Source organism: Maritimimonas rapanae, assembly GCF_057837205.1.
Window position 1 is genome coordinate 1,454,999 of the sequence record NZ_JBYQFI010000001.1, and the last position, 20,248, is coordinate 1,475,246.

General features: G+C 33.4%; 23 protein-coding genes. 11 read left to right on the plus strand and 12 right to left on the minus strand.

Annotation, left to right across the window (positions count from 1 at the left end):
• Positions 1–75 precede the first annotated feature (75 nt).
• From AC3IF2_RS06915 to AC3IF2_RS06950, 8 genes are all read right to left on the minus strand, one after another.
• On the minus strand, positions 76–360 hold the full coding sequence (locus AC3IF2_RS06915) for a GIY-YIG nuclease family protein (RefSeq protein WP_489166338.1): 285 nt from the start codon (positions 358–360) through the stop codon (positions 76–78).
• A 242-nt stretch (positions 361–602) separates the two neighbouring features.
• On the minus strand, positions 603–1,013 hold the full coding sequence (locus AC3IF2_RS06920; RefSeq protein WP_489166339.1) for a 3D domain-containing protein: 411 nt from the start codon (positions 1,011–1,013) through the stop codon (positions 603–605).
• Positions 1,013–1,867 (minus strand): 5-oxoprolinase subunit C family protein, encoded by an 855-nt coding sequence (locus tag AC3IF2_RS06925; RefSeq protein WP_489166340.1) that lies wholly within the window; start codon positions 1,865–1,867, stop codon positions 1,013–1,015. The genes AC3IF2_RS06920 and AC3IF2_RS06925 overlap by 1 nt, the downstream gene beginning before the upstream one ends.
• Entirely contained in the window at positions 1,860–2,594 is a 735-nt protein-coding gene (gene pxpB, locus AC3IF2_RS06930; RefSeq protein WP_489166341.1) for a 5-oxoprolinase subunit PxpB, read from the minus strand. The genes AC3IF2_RS06925 and pxpB overlap by 8 nt, the downstream gene beginning before the upstream one ends.
• Position 2,595: 1 nt before the next feature.
• Positions 2,596–3,330, minus strand: a complete 735-nt coding sequence (pxpA, locus tag AC3IF2_RS06935; RefSeq protein WP_489166342.1) for a 5-oxoprolinase subunit PxpA — start codon at positions 3,328–3,330, stop codon at positions 2,596–2,598.
• A complete protein-coding gene (locus AC3IF2_RS06940; protein ID WP_489166343.1) occupies positions 3,330–4,553 on the minus strand; it encodes an Nramp family divalent metal transporter in 1,224 nt (407 codons plus the stop codon). Before AC3IF2_RS06940 ends, pxpA begins: the two co-directional genes overlap by 1 nt.
• Positions 4,554–4,567: 14 nt before the next feature.
• The gene (locus tag AC3IF2_RS06945) at positions 4,568–5,434 is read right to left on the minus strand and encodes a DUF6438 domain-containing protein (protein ID WP_489166344.1); all 867 of its coding nucleotides are present in this window, start codon (positions 5,432–5,434) and stop codon (positions 4,568–4,570) included.
• Between the two features lie 77 nt (positions 5,435–5,511).
• Entirely contained in the window at positions 5,512–7,050 is a 1,539-nt protein-coding gene (locus tag AC3IF2_RS06950) for a YifB family Mg chelatase-like AAA ATPase (RefSeq protein ID WP_489166345.1), read from the minus strand.
• Between the two features lie 90 nt (positions 7,051–7,140).
• Between AC3IF2_RS06950 and kynU the strand changes: the two genes are divergently transcribed.
• The 11 genes from kynU (at position 7,141) to AC3IF2_RS07005 (ending at position 16,144) form a co-directional block, all read left to right on the plus strand.
• Positions 7,141–8,418 (plus strand): kynureninase, encoded by a 1,278-nt coding sequence (gene kynU / locus AC3IF2_RS06955; RefSeq protein ID WP_489166346.1) that lies wholly within the window; start codon positions 7,141–7,143, stop codon positions 8,416–8,418.
• Positions 8,418–9,032, plus strand: a complete 615-nt coding sequence (locus AC3IF2_RS06960) for an FMN-binding negative transcriptional regulator (RefSeq protein ID WP_489166347.1) — start codon at positions 8,418–8,420, stop codon at positions 9,030–9,032. The genes kynU and AC3IF2_RS06960 overlap by 1 nt, the downstream gene beginning before the upstream one ends.
• Before the next feature lie 2 nt (positions 9,033–9,034).
• The gene (locus AC3IF2_RS06965; protein WP_489166348.1) at positions 9,035–10,435 is read left to right on the plus strand and encodes an FAD-dependent oxidoreductase; all 1,401 of its coding nucleotides are present in this window, start codon (positions 9,035–9,037) and stop codon (positions 10,433–10,435) included.
• Positions 10,436–10,556: 121 nt separating this feature from the next.
• Complete coding sequence (locus AC3IF2_RS06970) at positions 10,557–10,958, plus strand: RidA family protein (RefSeq protein WP_489166349.1); 402 nt, start codon at positions 10,557–10,559, stop codon at positions 10,956–10,958.
• On the plus strand, positions 10,955–12,397 hold the full coding sequence (locus tag AC3IF2_RS06975) for an aldehyde dehydrogenase (RefSeq protein ID WP_489166350.1): 1,443 nt from the start codon (positions 10,955–10,957) through the stop codon (positions 12,395–12,397). Before AC3IF2_RS06970 ends, AC3IF2_RS06975 begins: the two co-directional genes overlap by 4 nt.
• A 4-nt stretch (positions 12,398–12,401) precedes the next feature.
• Positions 12,402–12,842 carry a GNAT family N-acetyltransferase gene (locus AC3IF2_RS06980; RefSeq protein WP_489166351.1) on the plus strand — a complete coding sequence of 147 codons (441 nt, stop codon included), beginning with the start codon at positions 12,402–12,404 and terminating at the stop codon, positions 12,840–12,842.
• Positions 12,843–13,628, plus strand: a complete 786-nt coding sequence (locus AC3IF2_RS06985; protein WP_489166352.1) for an SDR family oxidoreductase — start codon at positions 12,843–12,845, stop codon at positions 13,626–13,628.
• A gap of 184 nt (positions 13,629–13,812) precedes the next feature.
• The gene (locus tag AC3IF2_RS06990; RefSeq protein ID WP_489166353.1) at positions 13,813–14,352 is read left to right on the plus strand and encodes a 3-hydroxyanthranilate 3,4-dioxygenase; all 540 of its coding nucleotides are present in this window, start codon (positions 13,813–13,815) and stop codon (positions 14,350–14,352) included.
• Entirely contained in the window at positions 14,345–14,749 is a 405-nt protein-coding gene (locus AC3IF2_RS06995) for a PaaI family thioesterase (protein WP_489166354.1), read from the plus strand. Before AC3IF2_RS06990 ends, AC3IF2_RS06995 begins: the two co-directional genes overlap by 8 nt.
• Before the next feature lie 73 nt (positions 14,750–14,822).
• A complete protein-coding gene (locus AC3IF2_RS07000) occupies positions 14,823–15,908 on the plus strand; it encodes an amidohydrolase family protein (protein WP_489166355.1) in 1,086 nt (361 codons plus the stop codon).
• 5 nt (positions 15,909–15,913) lie between these two features.
• On the plus strand, positions 15,914–16,144 hold the full coding sequence (locus tag AC3IF2_RS07005; RefSeq protein WP_489166356.1) for a hypothetical protein: 231 nt from the start codon (positions 15,914–15,916) through the stop codon (positions 16,142–16,144).
• Between the two features lie 55 nt (positions 16,145–16,199).
• On the opposite strand, the gene hppD is transcribed toward AC3IF2_RS07005, so the two are convergent.
• The 4 genes from hppD to AC3IF2_RS07025 form a co-directional block, all read right to left on the minus strand.
• The gene (gene hppD / locus AC3IF2_RS07010; RefSeq protein WP_489166357.1) at positions 16,200–17,360 is read right to left on the minus strand and encodes a 4-hydroxyphenylpyruvate dioxygenase; all 1,161 of its coding nucleotides are present in this window, start codon (positions 17,358–17,360) and stop codon (positions 16,200–16,202) included.
• 126 nt (positions 17,361–17,486) lie between these two features.
• Entirely contained in the window at positions 17,487–18,653 is a 1,167-nt protein-coding gene (locus AC3IF2_RS07015) for a homogentisate 1,2-dioxygenase (RefSeq protein WP_489166358.1), read from the minus strand.
• A gap of 159 nt (positions 18,654–18,812) precedes the next feature.
• Positions 18,813–19,145 (minus strand): 2Fe-2S iron-sulfur cluster-binding family protein, encoded by a 333-nt coding sequence (locus AC3IF2_RS07020; protein ID WP_489166359.1) that lies wholly within the window; start codon positions 19,143–19,145, stop codon positions 18,813–18,815.
• Positions 19,145–20,200 carry an NAD(P)/FAD-dependent oxidoreductase gene (locus AC3IF2_RS07025; RefSeq protein ID WP_489166360.1) on the minus strand — a complete coding sequence of 352 codons (1,056 nt, stop codon included), beginning with the start codon at positions 20,198–20,200 and terminating at the stop codon, positions 19,145–19,147. Before AC3IF2_RS07025 ends, AC3IF2_RS07020 begins: the two co-directional genes overlap by 1 nt.
• Positions 20,201–20,248: the final 48 nt, after the last annotated feature.

Sequence of the window (20,248 nt, forward strand, 5' to 3'; positions counted from 1 at the left end):
GAAATGACACTCGCATTTAATTTGTCATTTCGAAATGAGAAACAAAGTTTTGATTGAGAAATCTAAATAACTTGATCATTTAAAACTCCCATTTAGGGTTAAAGTCTTAATTAACTTATCCTTTTTCTCCCTTCTCCATTTTTTAATTTCCTTTTCTCTAAGAATAGCTTGATTTGCATCTTCAAAGCCTTCATAATAAATTAAGTAGTAGCAATTATATTTGCCGGCAAATGATTTCCTAAGGTTTTTACTATCAAAGTAATGTTGAGATAATCGTTTTTGAATATCGTTAGTTACACCAATATAAAGTGTGGTTTTATTCTCATTTGTTGTGATATAAACGAAGTAACAATGAAGCATATACTAATGTAAAGATTTCTCGTTATGTACTTCGCACATTCTATCTAAATGACTAAGGATATCAGAATGTCATTTCGAAATGAGAAACGAAGTTTCGATTGAGAAATCTATTCTCAGCCTTAGACTTCTCGCATTCACTCAAACTAACAGTATTAATTTTTCATTTCTTTGTCATTCCGCGCTAGATGCGGAATCCATTATAATTAGATTCTGAATCAAGTTCAGGATGACAAAATCATAATCTATTTTTCAGAATTTTCTAACTCACTTTTAAGAATTCCATATTTAATTTTTAATTTTCTCACCACACCCCAAGCTCTTGCCTTTTTTATATCCTTGCCCATATAAATATCTATTTGGTTTTGCTTACGACGGTGCATCTTGTCTTTTACCAAATAAATACTTTCTAATCCTTCAATTTTGACCGGAGTATTATGTTTTAATCCTAATCGTATCAAATCACGTGAAACTGCTATACATTTCATTCCGGGTTTTAAGGTGTCACCCCAAGCCGCAATGCTTGGATTACCAGAAGTTTGTGCCGGAGTTGAGTTATATGCGGTCGCTTTAACTTCTAGTTCTTTCCAGACATATGGATCTTCCTTTTTACAAGAAAAGAGAAGGATTAACACTAAAAAAATGGAAGTTCTCATTAGTTCAAATCTACCAATTTAAACTTAAATCTATCGTTTGTTGTTTTTTGGGCTAGTCTATTAATAGCGTCATCTGTTAATTGAAATACTCTCGGATAACCCCCAGTAACACCACAATCACGCATCAAAACAATTAATGTACCCGAAGGAGTTAATTGTACCGTACCGGGAAACACAGCAGAAGTTAATATAGAATCAATAGTATTTTGTAATACTTCGTTGAGCTTGTAACCCATTCTACTATTATCTTTTGAAATGCTAAATTCTGTAGCTTCTAGAAAATTCTTTTGGGCTTCATTTAATAGTTCATATTCTGGCCCTTTATAAACCTCTATAGACTTGGTTTCAAAATGTGCTTTATTAATCTTAATTGAAGCAAATGATTGACTATCAATATTTTTAACTTCATTATATAAAATTTCATCATCTTTTTTTAAAAGATATTTTTTAGTGATTTCCTTAAAAAAACTTCTACTACCCAACACATTCTTATTTAAAAATCCTCCTTTTACAGCCAAATATGCTCTTACACCATAATTGGGGTTTCTAAACTTTATAATACTATCTGCTTCTACTTTAACAGGATGGTTACATAAGATTGGATTACCATTTAAATTACAATTTAAATCGGCACCAGTAACACAAATAATGGTATCTTTTAAGAATTGAAATGAACTAGCTCCATAAGTAATTTCTAAAACAGCATCATTCTTATCATTACCTAACATAAGATTAGCAATCTTTGCTGAATAATGATCCATTACACCAGAAATAGATACACCACTATCAGCATAACCAATTCTTCCTAAATCTTGAATTGAACAATACACACCCTGTTTTAGTACTTTAAGCATTTAACGCCTCACTTTCTATTTTATAACGCTTATAGGCTACCATATTAGCAATTTCTTGATGTTCATTCTTTGTAACAGGGAAAAACTGAATTCTATCACCAGCTTTTGCAAAACAAGGTTGTTCATTTTTTCGATCGAAAAATTCAATAGGTGAATTTCCAATAATATTCCAACCGCCAGAACTTTGCTGAGGGTAAATTCCTGTTTGTTCTCCACCAATACCAACTGCACCTTTTTCAACCAATAATCTAGGATTACTTTTTCTAGAAAAATGTAGCCTTTTATCTAGCCCTCCGAGGTATAAAAAACCAGGCAAAAAACCGATAAAAAAAACCGTGTAATTTTGGTTACAGTGTCGAGTAATTATTTTTCTTTTAGCGAGCTTTTTTTTTGTTGAAATCTCACCCAAGTCGATACCGAAAATTTCATCATAACAAACAGGTATTTTCCACAATTTAGATTTTATATTTTTTTGTGTATATTGCTCATCATATAACCTTTTTAGAGGTAAAATCTTATTATAAATATTATCTATAGTGATATCGTAAATAATTGTTAACGAGTTATATGTGTTAATTATTTCAACTATTTCTTTAATGTTATTTTTTAAAATGTGATTTTTAAAATTTAGGATGTCCTGAAGAATATTTTCATCAATTTTTGGTGGCCACTCTATTAAAATTGCACGATTCCCGAAGGGTTTATATGTAAGTTTGAATTGGCTCAAATTATATGATTTTCACACCTCTTTTTTTGAGTTCTTTTGATGCGTATTTTAGCAACTCTATTGCACTCGGATTATCACCATGAAAACAAAAAGTTTCGGCCACTAATTTCACTTCTACTCCATCGATCGTTTTTACTTTATTTCTGATAATCATTTTTAACAAATGATCTACTAGTTTTTCCTTATCTATAATAATAGCATTTTCTAATTTTCGAGACACCAAAGTTAAATCTGTATTATAATTTCTGTCAGCAAAAGCCTCAACTATAATTTTAATTCCTGCTTTTTCTGCTATTTTTTGAATTACAGATTTATAAGGAACATATAAAAAGGCAGCTTTAGCAGTATTTTTTACTGCTCTTATAACAACCTCTGCATGTGTGGAGTTAATTGCAATAAGATTGTATAAAGCTCCATGTGGCTTTACATGATTTAACTGGATTCTCCTCTCCTTACACACATCAACCACTAGCTGAATTTGCTCTTCTAAACTTTGTTGCAGTTCATTTAAAGGCATCTCTAATCGCAATCTACCAAAGTTAGCTTTATCAGGAAATGATGGGTGTGCGCCAATTTTCACATCATGCTCTATTGCTAAATCAACTACTTTACGAACAGTCCTTTTGCTACCTGCATGTCCTCCACAGGCTATTGAACAAGAAGAAATATAGGGCATAAGTTCAGCTTCATTATTTAAGCCCTCGCCCACATCGCAATTAATATCTATAATCTGCATTAGAACAAATTGAATACTTTAAAGATACTTTTTAATCCTAAAAAAATGGCAATGCCTAAAATGATAAAACCAACAATATTTTGTCTTAAATTGTTTTTATGCTTTCCTAAAACAGATTCTTTATTCATGACCCATAATAAGAATCCTGCAATAACTGGCAATAAAATACCATTAGCTACTTGTGCAAATTTGATGACCTCTATAGATTTAAATCCTGTAGAAGAAAATAAAACTCCTAGAATTAAGATTGTCATCCATACTGCTCGAAACTTTTTAGATTTTAAATTTGAAGTCCAACCTAAACATCCATTTGCTACATAAGCAGCTGCTAAAGGCGCTGTAATTGCACTGGTAATACCAGCAGCAAATAATCCTATTGCTAAAAAGTACTTAGCAAAGCTTCCAAATAAAGGCTCTAATCCTTTAGCTAGATCAGCAGCATTAGTTACTTCTGTAGCTTGTATAGCTGTAGCTGAGATAATTATTGACATGGAAACTATCCCGCCAAGGATAATAGCTACAATAGTATCTTTACGCGCAAAATGTAAATCTTCTTCTGTTTTCCATTTCTCTTTTACCAAGGATGCATGCAGAAATAAATTGTAAGGAACTACTGTAGTACCAATTAGCGCTATAATGGTTAAAATACTCTCTTGAGGAAAAGACGGAACAAATAACCCTTTAAGAATTTCAGACACATCTGGCTTCGTTAAAACGGCTGTAATCAAAAAAGCTATACTCATTAAAATTACTAAAAAAACCATCGTTTTTTCGAGCAACTTATAATTACCTATATAAAGTAAGATAAAGGCGATTATACCTATTAGAATACTGATATAATTTATTGAAAACACACCTAACTCTAATATATTATGCCCAAAAATAGTTTCGAGTCCGAGTACACCACCACTTATGTTACCTGCCTCATAAGCTGCATTACCAATAACAATAGCTGAAAGAATTAGTAAAATTGAAAAGCCTTTTAAAAGTGGGTGCTTAATTTCTGATCTGATGATTTCTGAAAGTCCTTTTTGGGAAATGATACCTAACCTTGCAGACATTTCTTGAAGTACTATGGTTGCAATAATTGATAATACCATTGCCCAAAGCAATGCATAACCAAAGTTTACTCCTGCTAACGTACAAACAGTAACTGTGCCAGGACCAATAAATGCTGCAGCAACTAAAGGCCCAGGGCCAATATTTTTAAGGAATTTAAACACAGATTAAAGATACATTAATCTTCACTTCTCGCAACTATTTCAAAACCATACAAAGAAGGTTTTACGAAGTTGTGTTTATCTTTTACTTTTTTTAACTCTAATTTTTCTGAAATTCTAATCAAATAATTTGAAAGCTTGTCTAAAATAGGGTGCTGATCATTAGTGTTTATTTCAATTGTATCACCATTTCGCAATTCAATAATATAGTTATATCTAGGAGTATCTCTAGGGCGTGATGTTTGTTTCCACTTTTCATCAATTGCTAATAGTTGACTTCTATTTAAAATCTTATGGAGTTCAACTCTTTTGTCTCGCTCAAGTTGCCCTTTAAAATTTCCTGTAAATTCTTTAGTGTAAATTCTTCCTTGATAAAACACTTCTCCACCGCGATTAATTTCTAAAGAAAAGGATGGACATGTACCGAAACATGTCGAACCATGGAAGGTGATTTTTTTGTAATCTACATAATCATATTGATTCTCTCTATTATAAAAAGCAAAGCTTTTTCGTTTAAAAAATGGTGAATAATCTAACTTATAATGAATTTCTTGATCTAACTCTAATTTATCATCGATCGGAAAAATAACAAGCTTCTTTTTATCGACATGCTTAATTTTAAATTCCAATTTTTCTTCTTTAAGATCTCCACCACCAACTCTGTATAATTCTTTTAAAGTAAGTTTTTTCTTACCAAAATCGTAATACAATTTGTGTTTCTTGTTAGCTATATTATATATAAGTGTATCTTGTTCAAATCTAAAATAATCCAAATCTTTATTAATCCATTCTATACCAGTAATAAGTACCGAATCTTTTTTTGAAGTCTGACCAAAAACTACTGTAATTAGTAGCAAAGCCAATATATTAATAATCGGTTTCATAAGGAGAGTTATTTGTAAGGGGCAACTAATTTAAGAAATTATAATCAAAAAAGTGTTAAATGTTGATTTGTAAGTTATTAACCTAGCCAGCCTTCGCGATCTAAACTGCGATACTGAATTGCTTCAGAAATATGGTTAGATTCAATATTCTTAGAATTATCTAGATCGGCAATAGTTCTAGCTACTTTTAAAATTCGATCATAAGCTCTAGCTGAAAGATTTAATCGCTCCATTGCAGTTTTAAGTAGTTCTTTAGATTCTACATTTAACTCACAGTACTTTCTAATCTGCTTCACAGACATTTGAGCATTGTAATGTGTATTCTCATTATCTAAAAATCGTTGTGTCTGAATTTCTCTGGCTTTTGTTACTCTTTCTCTTATAGCTTTACTAGATTCACCTTTTTTCTTTTCAGATAATTTTTCAAAAGGAACAGGCTGAACTTCTATATGGATATCAATTCGATCTAATAAAGGACCAGATATTTTACTTAAATAACGTTGCATTTCAGCAGGACTAGAAGTAACATGCCCTTCAGTATCATTAAAATAACCGCTGGGGCTAGGATTCATACTAGCAACTAACATAAACGAAGATGGATAAGTAACTGTAAATTTAGCTCGTGAAATAGTTACTTCGCGGTCTTCTAATGGCTGTCGCATTACTTCTAAGACGGTTCGTTTAAACTCTGGTAGTTCATCTAAAAATAAAACTCCATTATGTGATAAAGATATTTCGCCAGGTTGAGGGTATGCTCCACCACCTACCAATGCAACATCAGAAATTGTATGATGCGGACTACGAAAAGGTCGCTGACTCATCAGTCCCGAATTTTCTTTAATTCTACCAACAACTGAATGAATTTTGGTAGTTTCTAGAGCTTCACTTAATGTCATAGGTGGTAAAATACTCGGCAACCGCTTTGCTAACATGGTTTTACCCGAACCAGGAGGCCCTATTAAAATGATGTTATGACCTCCAGCAGCAGCAATTTCCATACAGCGTTTGATGGATTCTTGCCCTTTAACATCAGAGAAATCAAATTCTGGATTTTCTAAGCTTTCATAAAACTCTTTTCTGGTATCTACTATTGTAGGTTTTAACTCAGAATTTCCTTCAAAAAAATCAATTACTTCCTTTATATTATCAACTCCATAAACATCCAGATCATTTACTATCGCTGCTTCTTTAGCATTTTGTTGCGGAAGAATAAATCCTTTAAAACCTTCTTCTCTAGCTTTTATAGCAATAGGTAAAGCTCCTTTTATTGGTTGCAAACTTCCATCTAACGAAAGTTCACCCATAATCAAATAATCATCAATACCCTTCCCTTTTATTTGTGAAGAAGCTTGCAATATACCAATAGCGATTCCTAAATCATATGCTGAGCCTTCTTTACGTAAATCTGCTGGCGCCATATTTATGGTAATTTTTTTGCCAGGAATCTTATAGCCATTATTCTGAAGTGCAGCTGCAATTCTATAATTACTTTCTTTAATAGCATTATCTGGTAGCCCAACTAAATGGTAGCCTATTCCTTTATCAACATTTACCTCTACTGTAATAGTTGTTGCTTCAACTCCAAATACAGCACTACCATAAACTTTTACAAGCATTTTTTTGATTTTGGTTAAAAATAATAAAATTCAATTTATAGTTTTTAGCTGAATTTTTAATTCCTAAATTTGTGAACCTAGTTAAATTTTATGACGCAAATTTCTACCGAATTTGAAACCAATCTCGCTTTCGCGGAAAAATTAGATGCACAAGATCCCCTTAAAGGATATCGAAATCAATTTCACATACCAAAAGATGCAAATGGAAACGATTGGCTCTATTTTACTGGAAACTCTTTAGGGTTACAACCTAAGATCACTCAACAATATATTCAGCAAGAGTTAGATGACTGGGCTAATTTTGGCGTTGAGGGTCATTTTGAAGCTAAAAATCCTTGGATGCCATATCATGAGTTCTTAACAGAAAGCATGGCAAAAATTGTAGGCGCCAAGCCAATAGAGGTTGTTGTTATGAACACCTTAACAACCAACCTACATCTATTAATGGTTTCATTTTACCAACCAACAAAAAGCAAATACAAAATCGTTATTGAAAGTGACGCTTTCCCATCTGATAGGTATGCTGTAGAGTCGCAATTAAAATTTCATGGTTTTGATCCAAAAGAAGCATTAGTTGAATGGAAACCGAGGACTAATGAAGAATTACTACATCTAGAAGATTTAGAAACTATTTTAGAAGAACAAGGTGATCAGATCGCATTATTACTAATTGGAGGTGTAAATTATTATACTGGACAATATTTTGATCTAAAAAAAATAGCTGAATTGGGCCATGCTAAAGATTGTATAGTAGGTATCGATCTTGCTCACGGAGCAGGAAATATTCAACCTGAATTACATGAAAGTGGAGTAGACTTCGCAGCTTGGTGTACTTATAAATATTTAAACTCAGGACCTGGTAGTTTGGCTGGGTTATTTGTACACGAAAAACATGCTCACAATAAAGAATTACCTCGATTTTCTGGCTGGTGGAATCACAATGCTGAGACACGCTTTAATATGCGTCAACCTTTTGACGTTATGCCTGGTGCCGAGGGTTGGCAATTAAGCAATCCACCAATTTTATCTATGGCAGCAATTAGAGCATCCTTAGATTTATTTAATGAAGTAGGTATGGATGTTTTGCGGGAAAAATCATTGAAATTAACAGGATATTTTGAATTCTTAATCAATCAAATTGATACTGATAGAATTAAAATAATTACACCTACTAATCCAGAAGAGCGAGGTTGTCAGTTATCTATTCAGGTAAAAGATGCTGATAAATCATTACATCAAAAGTTAACAGAAGCCTATATAATTACTGATTGGCGTGAGCCTGATGTGATTCGTTGTGCTCCCGTACCTTTTTATAATTCATTTGCAGATATATACCAAATGGTTGAGCAATTAAAATCTATGCTTTAATGTATATACCTAAGTATTACCATAATGAAAACTTAGCTGAAGTAAAAGACTTCATACAACAAAATAGCTTCGGAATTCTTGTTAGTAATAATAATGGTAAATCGTTAGCAACACATATTCCTTTAGAACTTACAGTAGATAAATCTGGTAAAGATATTCTTCAAGGCCACGTTTCTAAAGGAAATCCTCATTGGAAACATTTTAAAGACAATACAGAAGTTTTATGCATCTTTAATGGTCCTCATAGTTATGTCTCATCTTCTTGGTATGATTTTGAAGAAGTGCCTACATGGAATTATATAGCAGTGCATGTATACGGAACAATTAAAATCATTGAAGGTAAAGCGCTTTATGATTCTTTAAAATACCTTATGGAAAAATATGAGAAATCCTCTAAAAACCCTGTTAAAACAGAAAACCTCTCTAAAAAAACAATGAATCAAATTCGAGGCATTGTTGGTTTCGAAATTAAAATAACCGATATTCAAGCGGCGTATAAATTATCGCAAACCCATAATGATGAAAATCATTCAACTATTATTTCAGAACTTGAAACAAAAGAAAATGCAGGTTCAATAGCAATTGCAGATGAAATGAAAAAACAACGATCTTAATAATGAGTTTAAAAAACGAAAAGATATTAATAATAGGTGCTGGTTTATGCGGATCACTACTCGCTTTACGTTTGGCGCAACGCGGTTATGATGTAGACGTTTATGAAAGCCGTCCAGATTTAAGAACTACAGATATTTCTGCCGGGCGTTCCATTAATTTAGCTTTATCAGATAGAGGTTTTAAAGCATTACGATTAGCAGGAGTTGAAGAGAAAGCACGTGAAATTTGTATTCCTATGATCGGGAGATTAATTCATGATATAGAAGGAAATACATTTCCATCAAATTATTCAGGAAGAAAAGGAGAATATATAAACTCTATTTCAAGAGGTGATCTCAATGGTATGCTTTTAACCGAAGCCGATAAATTCGATAACCTAACTATTCATTTTAATTCTGAATGTACATCGGTTGATTTAGACACCAACACTGCTTTCTTTAAAAATCATAAAACCAAACAAGGCTTTAACATTACTGCTGACGTCATATTTGGCACCGATGGTGCGGGATCTGAACTTCGTAAAAGTTATTATTTAGAGCGAAAATTCTTATTTAGCTATTCTCAGAATTTCTTAACACATGGTTATAAAGAATTAGAAATTCCTGCCTCAGAAGACGGTAAGCATTTAATAAGCAAAGATTATTTACATATTTGGCCTAGAGGTGATTATATGTTAATTGCACTTGCAAACCTTGACGGGAGTTTTACAGTGACTCTCTTTTTAGGGCACGATGAAGGTGAGTATAATTTTAAAGATCTATCCTCTGAAGAAAAAATAAAAGACTTTTTTGAAAAGCAATTTCCAGATGCACTGTCATTGATACCTAATATTGCTCAAGAATTTGCCAATAACCCTACCGGAGCTTTGGGTACTGTTAAATGTTCACCATGGTATTATAAAGGGCAAACATTATTAATGGGTGATGCTGCACATGCGGTTGTTCCTTTTTACGGACAAGGAATGAATGCTTCTTTCGAAGATGTAACTGTTTTAGACAGTTTTATCGAAAAATATGAAGATGATTGGGAAACTATTTTTAAAGAATACCAAAAGGCTCGAAAAGCAGATGCAGATGCTATTGGAGATTTGGCTCAAGAGAATTATTATGAGATGAGAGATCATGTTGCGAATCCTATATTTAAGGAAAAGCGTAAATTAGAAATGATTTTAGAAGAAAATTTTCCTGAAGAATATTTCTCGAAATATTCGATGGTAACTTTTAATGAAGATATTGGTTATCATAAAGCTATGACTAAAGGTAGAGCTCAAGATAAAGCCATATTAAATATGATTGCTGATGACGAAATTGATCTGAGCGATGATCTAAATATATTATTAAAGAAAGTGCAAGAAGAAACAAACGAGCTATTAGAAGAGGATAAAATTGCAGGATTAAAATAACAATGTCATTACGAGGAAGTCAGTCTGAGCTTGTCGAAGACTAACGACAAAGTAATCTCTAAAAAAAACAGATTGCCACAACAAATTAAAAATTTGCTTCGCAATGACGAAATAACAAATTATGAATGATAAAGTAACACCTAGAGGAGCCTACCCACATACCAAACGAGTTGGTGATTTTATATTTGTTTCGGGTACCAGTTCTCGAAGAGCTGATAATACCATTGCGGGAGTATACATTATTGACGAAATGGGTACAAAACGACTAAACATCGAAGTACAAACACGAGAAGTATTGCAAAATATTGAAAAGAATCTTGCAAAAGAAGGTGCTTCATTAAAAGATGTGGTAGATGTAACCTCCTTCTTAGTGAATATGAATGATTTTGCAGGCTATAATAAAGCCTATGCTGAGTTTTTTGATGCTAAAACTGGACCAACAAGAACAACGGTTGCTGTGCACCAATTACCACACCCAGATTTGGTTGTAGAAATTAAAGTAATGGCTTATAAAAAAGCATGAAAATTCAAAACTATATAAACGGTCAATATGTAAATCCAGTTTCAGATGAATGGATTGACAATTATTGTCCGGCCGATGGTGAAATCTATGGGCAAATACCTAACTCATCTAAAGATGATGTAGAGGTAGCCTATATTGCTGCAAAAACTGCTTTCCCTAGTTGGTCTAATACATCTTTAGATGAGCGTAGTAGAATTATGCTTAAAATCTCTGAACTGATCGAAAAAAATCTTGATAGATTAGTCGAAGCAGAAAGCAAAGACAATGGCAAACCTATTTGGTTAGCTAAAGCTGTAGATATACCAAGAGCATCAAGTAATTTTAGATTCTTTGCCAATGCTATTACACAGTTTGCTAGTGAAAGTCATGAAAGTGTTGGGCACGATGCTATAAATTATACACTTCGTCAACCTATTGGTGTTGTAGGCTGTATTTCACCATGGAACCTCCCACTCTATCTCTTTACCTGGAAGATAGCACCAGCAATTGCAGCAGGTAATTGTGTAGTTGCAAAACCAAGTGAGGTGACGCCTATGACAGCTTATTTATTAGGTGAAATTTGCACTGAAGCTGGTTTACCTAACGGTGTTCTGAATATTGTACATGGTTTAGGTGGTTCTACTGGGCAAGCTATTGTTGCACACCCTGATATTAAGGCTATTTCGTTTACAGGCGGAACGGCTACTGGAGCTCATATTGCTAAAGTAGCAGCACCAATGTTCAAAAAATTATCGTTAGAATTGGGTGGTAAAAATCCTAATATCGTTTTTGCCGATTGTGATTATGGAGACATGTTGATAAACACTATAAGATCTTCATTTGGTAATCAAGGGCAAATTTGCTTGTGCGGAAGTAGAATTTTTGTTGAAGAATCTATCTATGAGCAATTCAAAAAAGATTTTGTAGATGTAGTTTCCAAAAATAAAGTTGGTCATCCTGCCGCACCTGATACAAAATTTGGTGCCTTGGTTTCTAAATCGCATTTAGAAAAGGTATTGAATTATGTTGAAATTGCTAAGAAAGAAGGTGGAAAAGTATTATATGGCGGAAATCAATTAACCATAAAAGATTATGAAAATGGTTACTATATGGAACCAACCATTATTGAAATTGATACAGATGAATGTCGTATCAATCAAGAAGAAATTTTTGGCCCAGTTGTAACTGTTATGCCTTTTAAAACTGAAGAAGAAGTATTAGCTATGGCAAATAAAGTAAACTATGGTTTGTCTGCTACTTTATGGACTAGCGATTTAAAGCGTACTATGCGAATGACAAAGCAATTGCAAGTTGGTATTGTATGGGTAAACACTTGGTTAATGCGTGATTTGCGTACACCTTTTGGTGGTGTAAAAGATTCTGGTGTGGGTCGTGAAGGTGGTTTTGAAGCCTTACGTTTCTTTACGGAACCAAAAAATGTGTGCATAAAATACGATTGAATTCATGATAGAAGTTAGCGATTCTATTTACTTTTCTTCTAATACAGAAGATATGGATTTAAATGCAATTTTCTCCTTTGTTAAAAATTCTTATTGGGGTAATTTCCGTACTTTAGAAGAGCAAAAAATAGCCTTAGAAAATTCTATGAATTTTGGTCTATTTCATAATGGTAAACAAATAGCTTACAGTAGGGTTATGACAGATAAAATATTTTTTGCTTACCTGTTAGATGTTTATGTTATTGAAGAATTTCAAGGAAAAGGCTTAGGAAAGTTATTAATGGAAAAAATATTAAATTTTCCATCATTAAAAAATGTCGATAAGTGGATGTTAGCAACAAAAGATGCGCATGGTCTTTATCGACAATTTGGATTTGAAGAAGTTAAAGATCCTTCAAAATTAATGGATAAAATGAGTGAACGTGCTAAAAATATATATGAATAAATGAACCTAGACTTAACTAAAAAAAATGCCTTGGTATGCGGTAGCACACAAGGCATAGGTAAAGCGTCTGCAATTGCATTGGCAGACTTAGGAGCTAATGTTACCCTTGTTGCTCGTAACGAAGAAAAGTTAAAAGCTGTATTAGCAGAATTACCAAACAAATACCAAGATCATAATTATGTGGTTGCTGATTTTACCAATCCAGAAGAGGTTGGCCAAAAAGTAGCAGAGCAACTACAAAGGTTAGGTACATATCATATTTTAGTAAATAACACTGGTGGGCCAGCAGGCGGACCTGTGTTTTCTGCCGATGTTGATGCTTTTGAAAAAGCATTTACGCAACATCTAAAATGTAATCACGTACTAGCTCAAACAGTTGTGCCAAGTATGAAAGAAGCTGATTACGGTAGAATTATTAATATTATATCTACGTCAGTAAAACAGCCTCTAGATGGATTAGGTGTTTCTAATACCATACGTGGCGCTGTAGCTAATTGGAGTAAAACCTTAGCGAATGAATTAGGTGAATTTGGTATTACAGTGAATAATGTTTTGCCTGGAGCTACTTCAACAGAACGTTTAAGCGAAATCATTAAAAATAAGGCTGAAAAAACAGGCAAGTCTGTAGATGATATTTCGAGAGCCATGAAGAATGGAATTCCTGCAAAACGCTTTGCGCAACCTGGTGAAATTGCCAATGCCGTAGCCTTTTTAGCAAGTGAAGCTGCTAGTTATATTAACGGAATTAACGTTCCTGTTGATGGTGGTAGAACAAAATCTTTGTAAATTTATAGCATAACCCGCGTGAGGGATTGAAGCGATATCCTTTTTATTTGTCATTCTGAACCTAGTGAAGAATCTCAAAAACAAATAAAAAGATAGAACGGAAAGTCCGACCTTATTTTGTTAATGGAGATATTTCGACTCCGCTCAATATGACAAAATAAGTGAACGCCCAAAATAAAATAGTATGAGCAAGTTATATCCTCCCATAAATTTTAAAGCTTGGATCGAAGAAAATCGTCATCTACTAAAGCCACCTGTAGGAAATAAAGTAGTTTGGAAAGATGGTGACTTTATTGTGATGGTTGTTGGTGGGCCTAATAGCCGCAAAGATTATCACTATAATGAAACACCAGAATTTTTCTATCAGGTTGAAGGTGATATTACACTAAAAGTAATCGATAAGGGTACACCAAAAGACATTCTTATTAAAGAAGGTGAAATTTTCTTATTGCCACCTAAAGTACCACATTCACCGCAACGAGGTGCAAATACTGTTGGGTTGGTAATTGAATATCCACGGGAAAAAGATGTACAAGATGCTTTATTATGGTTCTGCGAAAATTGTACTACCAAATTATACGAAGAAGATTTTACGCTAGATAATATTGAAACTGATATGCCTAAGATCTTTGATAAATATTATGGTGACATGGAAAAACGCTCTTGCCCTAATTGTAATGCTGTAATGGAGCCTCCGAAAAAAGTGCAATTAGAGCATGATTGAAGCTTCTAGAGAAAGTTTTTATAAACAAGGTTTTATGCAGACCCTTGGTGCTAGATTGGTATCTATAGAAAAAGGTTTAGTAAAACTTGAATGTGATTTTAATGAAAAATTAACGCAACAACATGGTTATTTTCATGCTGGTGTATTGACAAGTTTAGCCGATGTAGCTTGTGGTTATGCTGCACATTCTATGATGCCTGAAGGAGCAAATGTATTGAGTGTAGAGTTTAAAACTAATTTTATTCGCGCAGCAAAGGCAGATAAAATAGTAGCCATTGGTAGAGTTGTAAAAAGTGGTAAAACATTGACTTTTTGTGAAGCTACAGTAACTGATGGTGGTGAAGAAACTATTTTTGCAACGATGCAAGCCACTATGATTTGTATTAAAAAAGAGTAATTGCCATTCCGCACTTGATGCGGAATCCAGAAATAATAAAAATAGATTCCCGTATATGCGGGAATGACAGAATATGAGTAAAAGAAAATTAAGAATTAACGGTCATTCGCACTTATTACCTTATCCTGAGCAAATTCCTGCTTATATGAAGGATAAAGGTATTTTTTGGGTAGATAATGATCGAAAATTTATGTTACAGAAAGATTGGAGTCGCCCAGTAACAGACTCAAGTTTCTTTTTAAATGAAAAGCTCGAATGGATGGATCATTTTAAGATCGATCATGCTGTAGTATTGAATTTATCGCAGTTATATGGTAATGGACTTCGCTTAGAAGAAATGAAGCAAGCATTACGTTTTCAAAATGATTTCAATGCTAAAGTTCAACATGATCATCCAAATAAATTCACCTGTGGTTTTGTGGTACATCCGGGTTTTGTACGTGGTGCCTGTTGGGAAATTGAACGTTGTGTCGAAGTTCTAGATATGCGCTTATTGTGCTTACCAACGCATTATATGGATACCATCGGTACTTGGCGTTGTATTTTTGATGAAGAGAATGAGCCTATTTTTGAAATGGCAAATAAATATAATCTAGCAATAGAAATACATCCCTATGATGGTGAAAAATTTATAAAACTGCAAAATACTTCATGGCGTTTCCATTTGATATGGATGTTAGCACAATGTGCTGATGCTTACCATTTTTTAACCTTAAATGGGTATTATGAAAAGTATCCAAATATGCGTATTTGTTTTGCTCATGGTGGGCAACTAGCTCAGATGAATTTAGGTCGAAGAATACAAGGGTTTGATGGTCGACCAGATCTATTTGAAGGAAAAAGTCACCCAAGAAAAGCTGTTGGACATAAAAATATATTCTTCGATACGTTAGTACACGATACTGGTTCTTTAGACCTATTGGTTAAAAATCAAGGTTCAGATCAAGTTTTAATAGGGTTAGATGATCCATATCCACTAGGTGAAATGGAAAGTGAAAAACAATCTTCATATCCAGGTAAAATATTAGACTTAGCTATAGATCGAAGCATTATTACTGAAACTCAAAAAGAACAAATGTGGGAAGACAATGTGCTACAATGGTTGTTTGGTGATGATAAGAAAAAGAAACAGGAGTTGGTTGATAAAATTATTTCCTAATAATTATGAGATTCAGTCATACCATAGCTGGATTCTTTTTTAACTATATTGGAGGCACTATAAGGTGGTTATTTGGCAGCATATGGAGAAGTTTGTTTAATAAACCCAAGTTTAGGTACAAAGAATATATTTATGGCCCAAAAAATCCAGATTATCATGACGAAATGGGGCACGAATTAAATAATGTAATAATTGCAATTGTTTCTCTAGGGATTATGTTTTCTATAATATTTTAGAAAAAAAAGTCACCGATGCAAATATATCGGTGACTTAGTATAACAAATTTAATTTCTAAAGTGTTCCTCTATTCGCTTGTTCTCGCTCTATCGCTTCAAACAAAGCTTTAAAATTACCAACACCAAAAGACTGAGCTCCTTTACGTTGAATAATTTCAAAGAACATTGTAGGTCTATCTACTACAGGCTTAGTAAAAAGTTGTAATAAATAACCTTCTTCATCTCTATCAATTAAGATTCCATGCTCTTTTAATACCTCAACATCCTCATCGATTTTACCAACACGTTCTAATAAATCATCATAATAGGTTTCGGGTACATATAAAAATTCTACACCTCTATCACGCATAGCTGAAACTGTTTTTACAATATCATTGGTAGCTACGGCTATATGCTGTACTCCTGCTCCATTATAAAAATCTAGATATTCTTCTATTTGTGATTTCTTTTTACCCTTCGCTGGTTCGTTAATTGGGAATTTAATTCTACCATTACCATTACTCATCACCTTACTCATTAAAGCAGTGTAATCTGTGGATATATCGTCATCCGTAAATGAAATAATTTGTGCAAAGCCCATAATTTTAGCATAAAATTCACACCATTCTTGCATTTTGCCCCAACCAACATTACCAACCATATGGTCTATAAACTTTAATCCCACAGGTTCAGGGTTATAATGTGATTCCCATTTTTTATAACCTGGTAAAAAGATGCCACTGTAGTTTTTACGTTCTACAAAAATGTGCACAGTTTCGCCATATGTATAAATACCTGAACGAATTACATAACCATGTTCGTCTTCTTCTTTAGTAGGTTGCATAAAAGGTTTTGCGCCTCTTTTAGTTGTTTCTTCAAATGATTTTGTGGCATCGTCTACCCAAAGTGCAACTACCTTTACACCGTCACCGTGTTCTTCAATATGCCTATTAATTTCACCTCCTTTTTCTAATGGTGTTGTTAGTACTAATCGAATCTTATCTTGTTTTAGAACATATGAAACTCTATCCTTTAATCCGGTTTCTAATCCGGCAAATGCCTCAGATTGAAATCCGAATGCCGTTTTATAGAAATGTGCCGATTGTTTTGCGTTACCTACATACAATTCTACATAGTCTGTTCCGTTTAACGGAAGAAAATCTTCCGCTTCATCAAATATTTTTTTAATACCATACTCGGTATTTTGTAAATCTGTTAAATCTTTTATTCCTGCCATATCTTTTTAATTTAGAATGTCATGTTGAGCGCAGTCGAAACATCTCATGTTTAGATTTCACTTTGCTCAGAATGACATTTTTTTATGGATTCCTGCCTTCGCAGGAATGACAATTTTATAGTTTTTTTAATGATTTTCATCTAACCACGATAAGTGGTAATCCCCTGTGTCAATTTTTATCGCATCTTCTGTAACCATTAAAGGTTTAAAGGTATCTACCATTACCGCTAATTCTTCTGTTTCTGTTTGACCAATACTACGTTCCATAGCTCCTGGATGTGGACCATGAGGGATACCCGCAGGATGTAATGTGATTTGACCAATATCAATATTATTTCTACTCATAAAATCACCATCAACATAATACAACACCTCATCAGAATCTATATTACTATGATTATAAGGTGCCGGTATTGCTTTTGGATGATAATCATACAACCTTGGCACAAAAGAACAAATTACAAACGCATTTGTTTCAAATGTTTGATGTACTGGTGGTGGTTGATGTACTCTACCTGTAATAGGTTCAAAATCGTGAATTGAAAATTTATACGGATAATTATAACCATCCCAACCAACAACGCTAAAAGGATGATAGGCATATACATATTCATGTATCATATCTTCTTTTTTAACCTTTAAGATAAAATCTCCTTTATCTGAATAGGTTTCCAATTCACTTGGCGGATGCATGTCTCGTTCACAAAAAGGTGAATGTTCTAAATGCTGGCCAAACCAATTGCGATAACGCTTTGGTGTATAAATAGGATGTTTAGATTCTACAATAAACAATCGATTATCTTCGGTATCGAAATCTATTTGATAGATCATTCCACGAGGAATTACCAAATAATCACCATATTTAAAATCAATATTACCTAAGAAAGTGCGAAGTTTCCCTGTTCCTTTATGAATAAAGATTACTTCATCAGAATCTGTATTCTTATAAAAATAATCTCTTAATGATTTTTTTGGAGCAGCTAAAATGATCTGGCAATCGTTATTGACTAAAATTGCTTTTCTACTATCTAAAAAGTCGTTTATTGGTGGCACTTTAAATCCGCTAAGACTTAAAGCTTTCATATTTTTTTCAACAGCAATCTTTGGTGCAACACTATACGATTTCAACACTTCTTTAACTTGTGTTGGTCTATGTGTATGATATAGTAATGACGACATTCCGTCAAAACCAATAGTACCAAATAATTCTTCGTAATAATGATTCCCTTCTGGGCTTTTAAAAATAGTGTGCCTCTTTTGGGGTATAGTACCTAATTTATGATATCTAGGCATGTTATTTTATTTTAATGTTATGAATATTAAAGTTTACTAATCGAATAGTAACCTTCATTCAGGATTTCTTTTGATCAAGAATTTAAGAAGTAATAATAATTCTTTGAAAGACGTATTCATCTTTAGTAACATTAATTACCCAAAGATAAACAATAATTTTTAAGATTCTGGAGCTAATTCTACCTCTAGACCATCTAATTTTGGAGTGATTGGAATCTGGCACCCTAAGCGGCTATTATCTTCTACAAAAAAAGCTTCTGCAAGCATTAAATCTTCGTCGGGAGACATTTCAGGTAATTCATGGTCAGATTTTACATAACATTGGCAGGATGCACACATAGCCATACCACCACAAACCCCGATAGTACCTTCTGGTGCTAACTCATAAGAACGAACGACTTCCATTAAATTCATAGCCATATCGGTAGGTGCTAGAATTTCGTGCAATACTCCTTCTCTATCTGTTATTTTTATGGTTATGTCTTGATCCACTATTCAATCTTTTTAACTACAGCTTTAGGTGCTTCTTTTTTAGTTCCATCAAAACCTTCTACACCTCCAACAGTAGTATACTTCATTACATATTTCTTATCAGGATGTATTCTTTTATAAGCACTCTGACACATTAAGGTTGCTTCATGGAAACCACAAAGAATTAATTTCAATTTACCAGGATACGTATTTACATCACCTATAGCATATATACCTTCTATATTTGTCTGATAATCTAATGCATTATTCACTTTAATAGCATTCTTCTCTATTTCTAAACCCCAATCTGCTATTGGACCTAACTTTGGGGATAAACCAAACAACGGAATAAAGTGATCTGTATCTAATACAAAAGGATCTTCATCTGTTTTATGTATTTCAACTCCCTCAACGCTGTTCTTACCCTTAATCGCTTTAACTTCAGCTGGAGTAATTAATTTAATTTTACCAGCATCTTTTAACTCCTGTACTTTATCTACACTATCTAAGGCGCCTCTAAATTCATTGCGCCTATGCACTAGTGTCACTGACTTAGCTACATCCGTTAAGAAAATTGACCAATCTAATGCAGAGTCACCACCACCAGCAATTACTACTCGCTTATCACGATAAAACTCTGGCTCACGAATCATATATTCAACTCCTTTATCTTCAAAATTAGAAATATTAGGAATTGGTGGTTTTCTTGGTTCAAAACTTCCTAAACCACCTGCAATTGCAACTACTTGAGCCTGATGCTTGGTCCCTTTATTAGTGATTACAATAAATGTACCATCCTCTTGCTTTTCAATAGTATCGGCACGTTCTCCAAGCGTAAAACCTGGTTCAAATTGTTTACATTGCTCTAGTAATTTATCGGTAAGATCGCCTGCTAGAATTTCTGGGTATGCTGGGATATCATAAATAGGTTTCTTAGGGTATATCTCTGAGCATTGTCCACCAGCTTGAGGTAGTGCGTCTATTAAATGACATCTTAGCTTTAATAAGCCTGCTTCAAAAACTGTAAAAAGCCCAGTTGGGCCTGCTCCAATAATTAATATGTCGGTTTTAATCATTTAAATAAAATACTACCCAAAAATATCTCGATAGTTCTTTTTAAAATA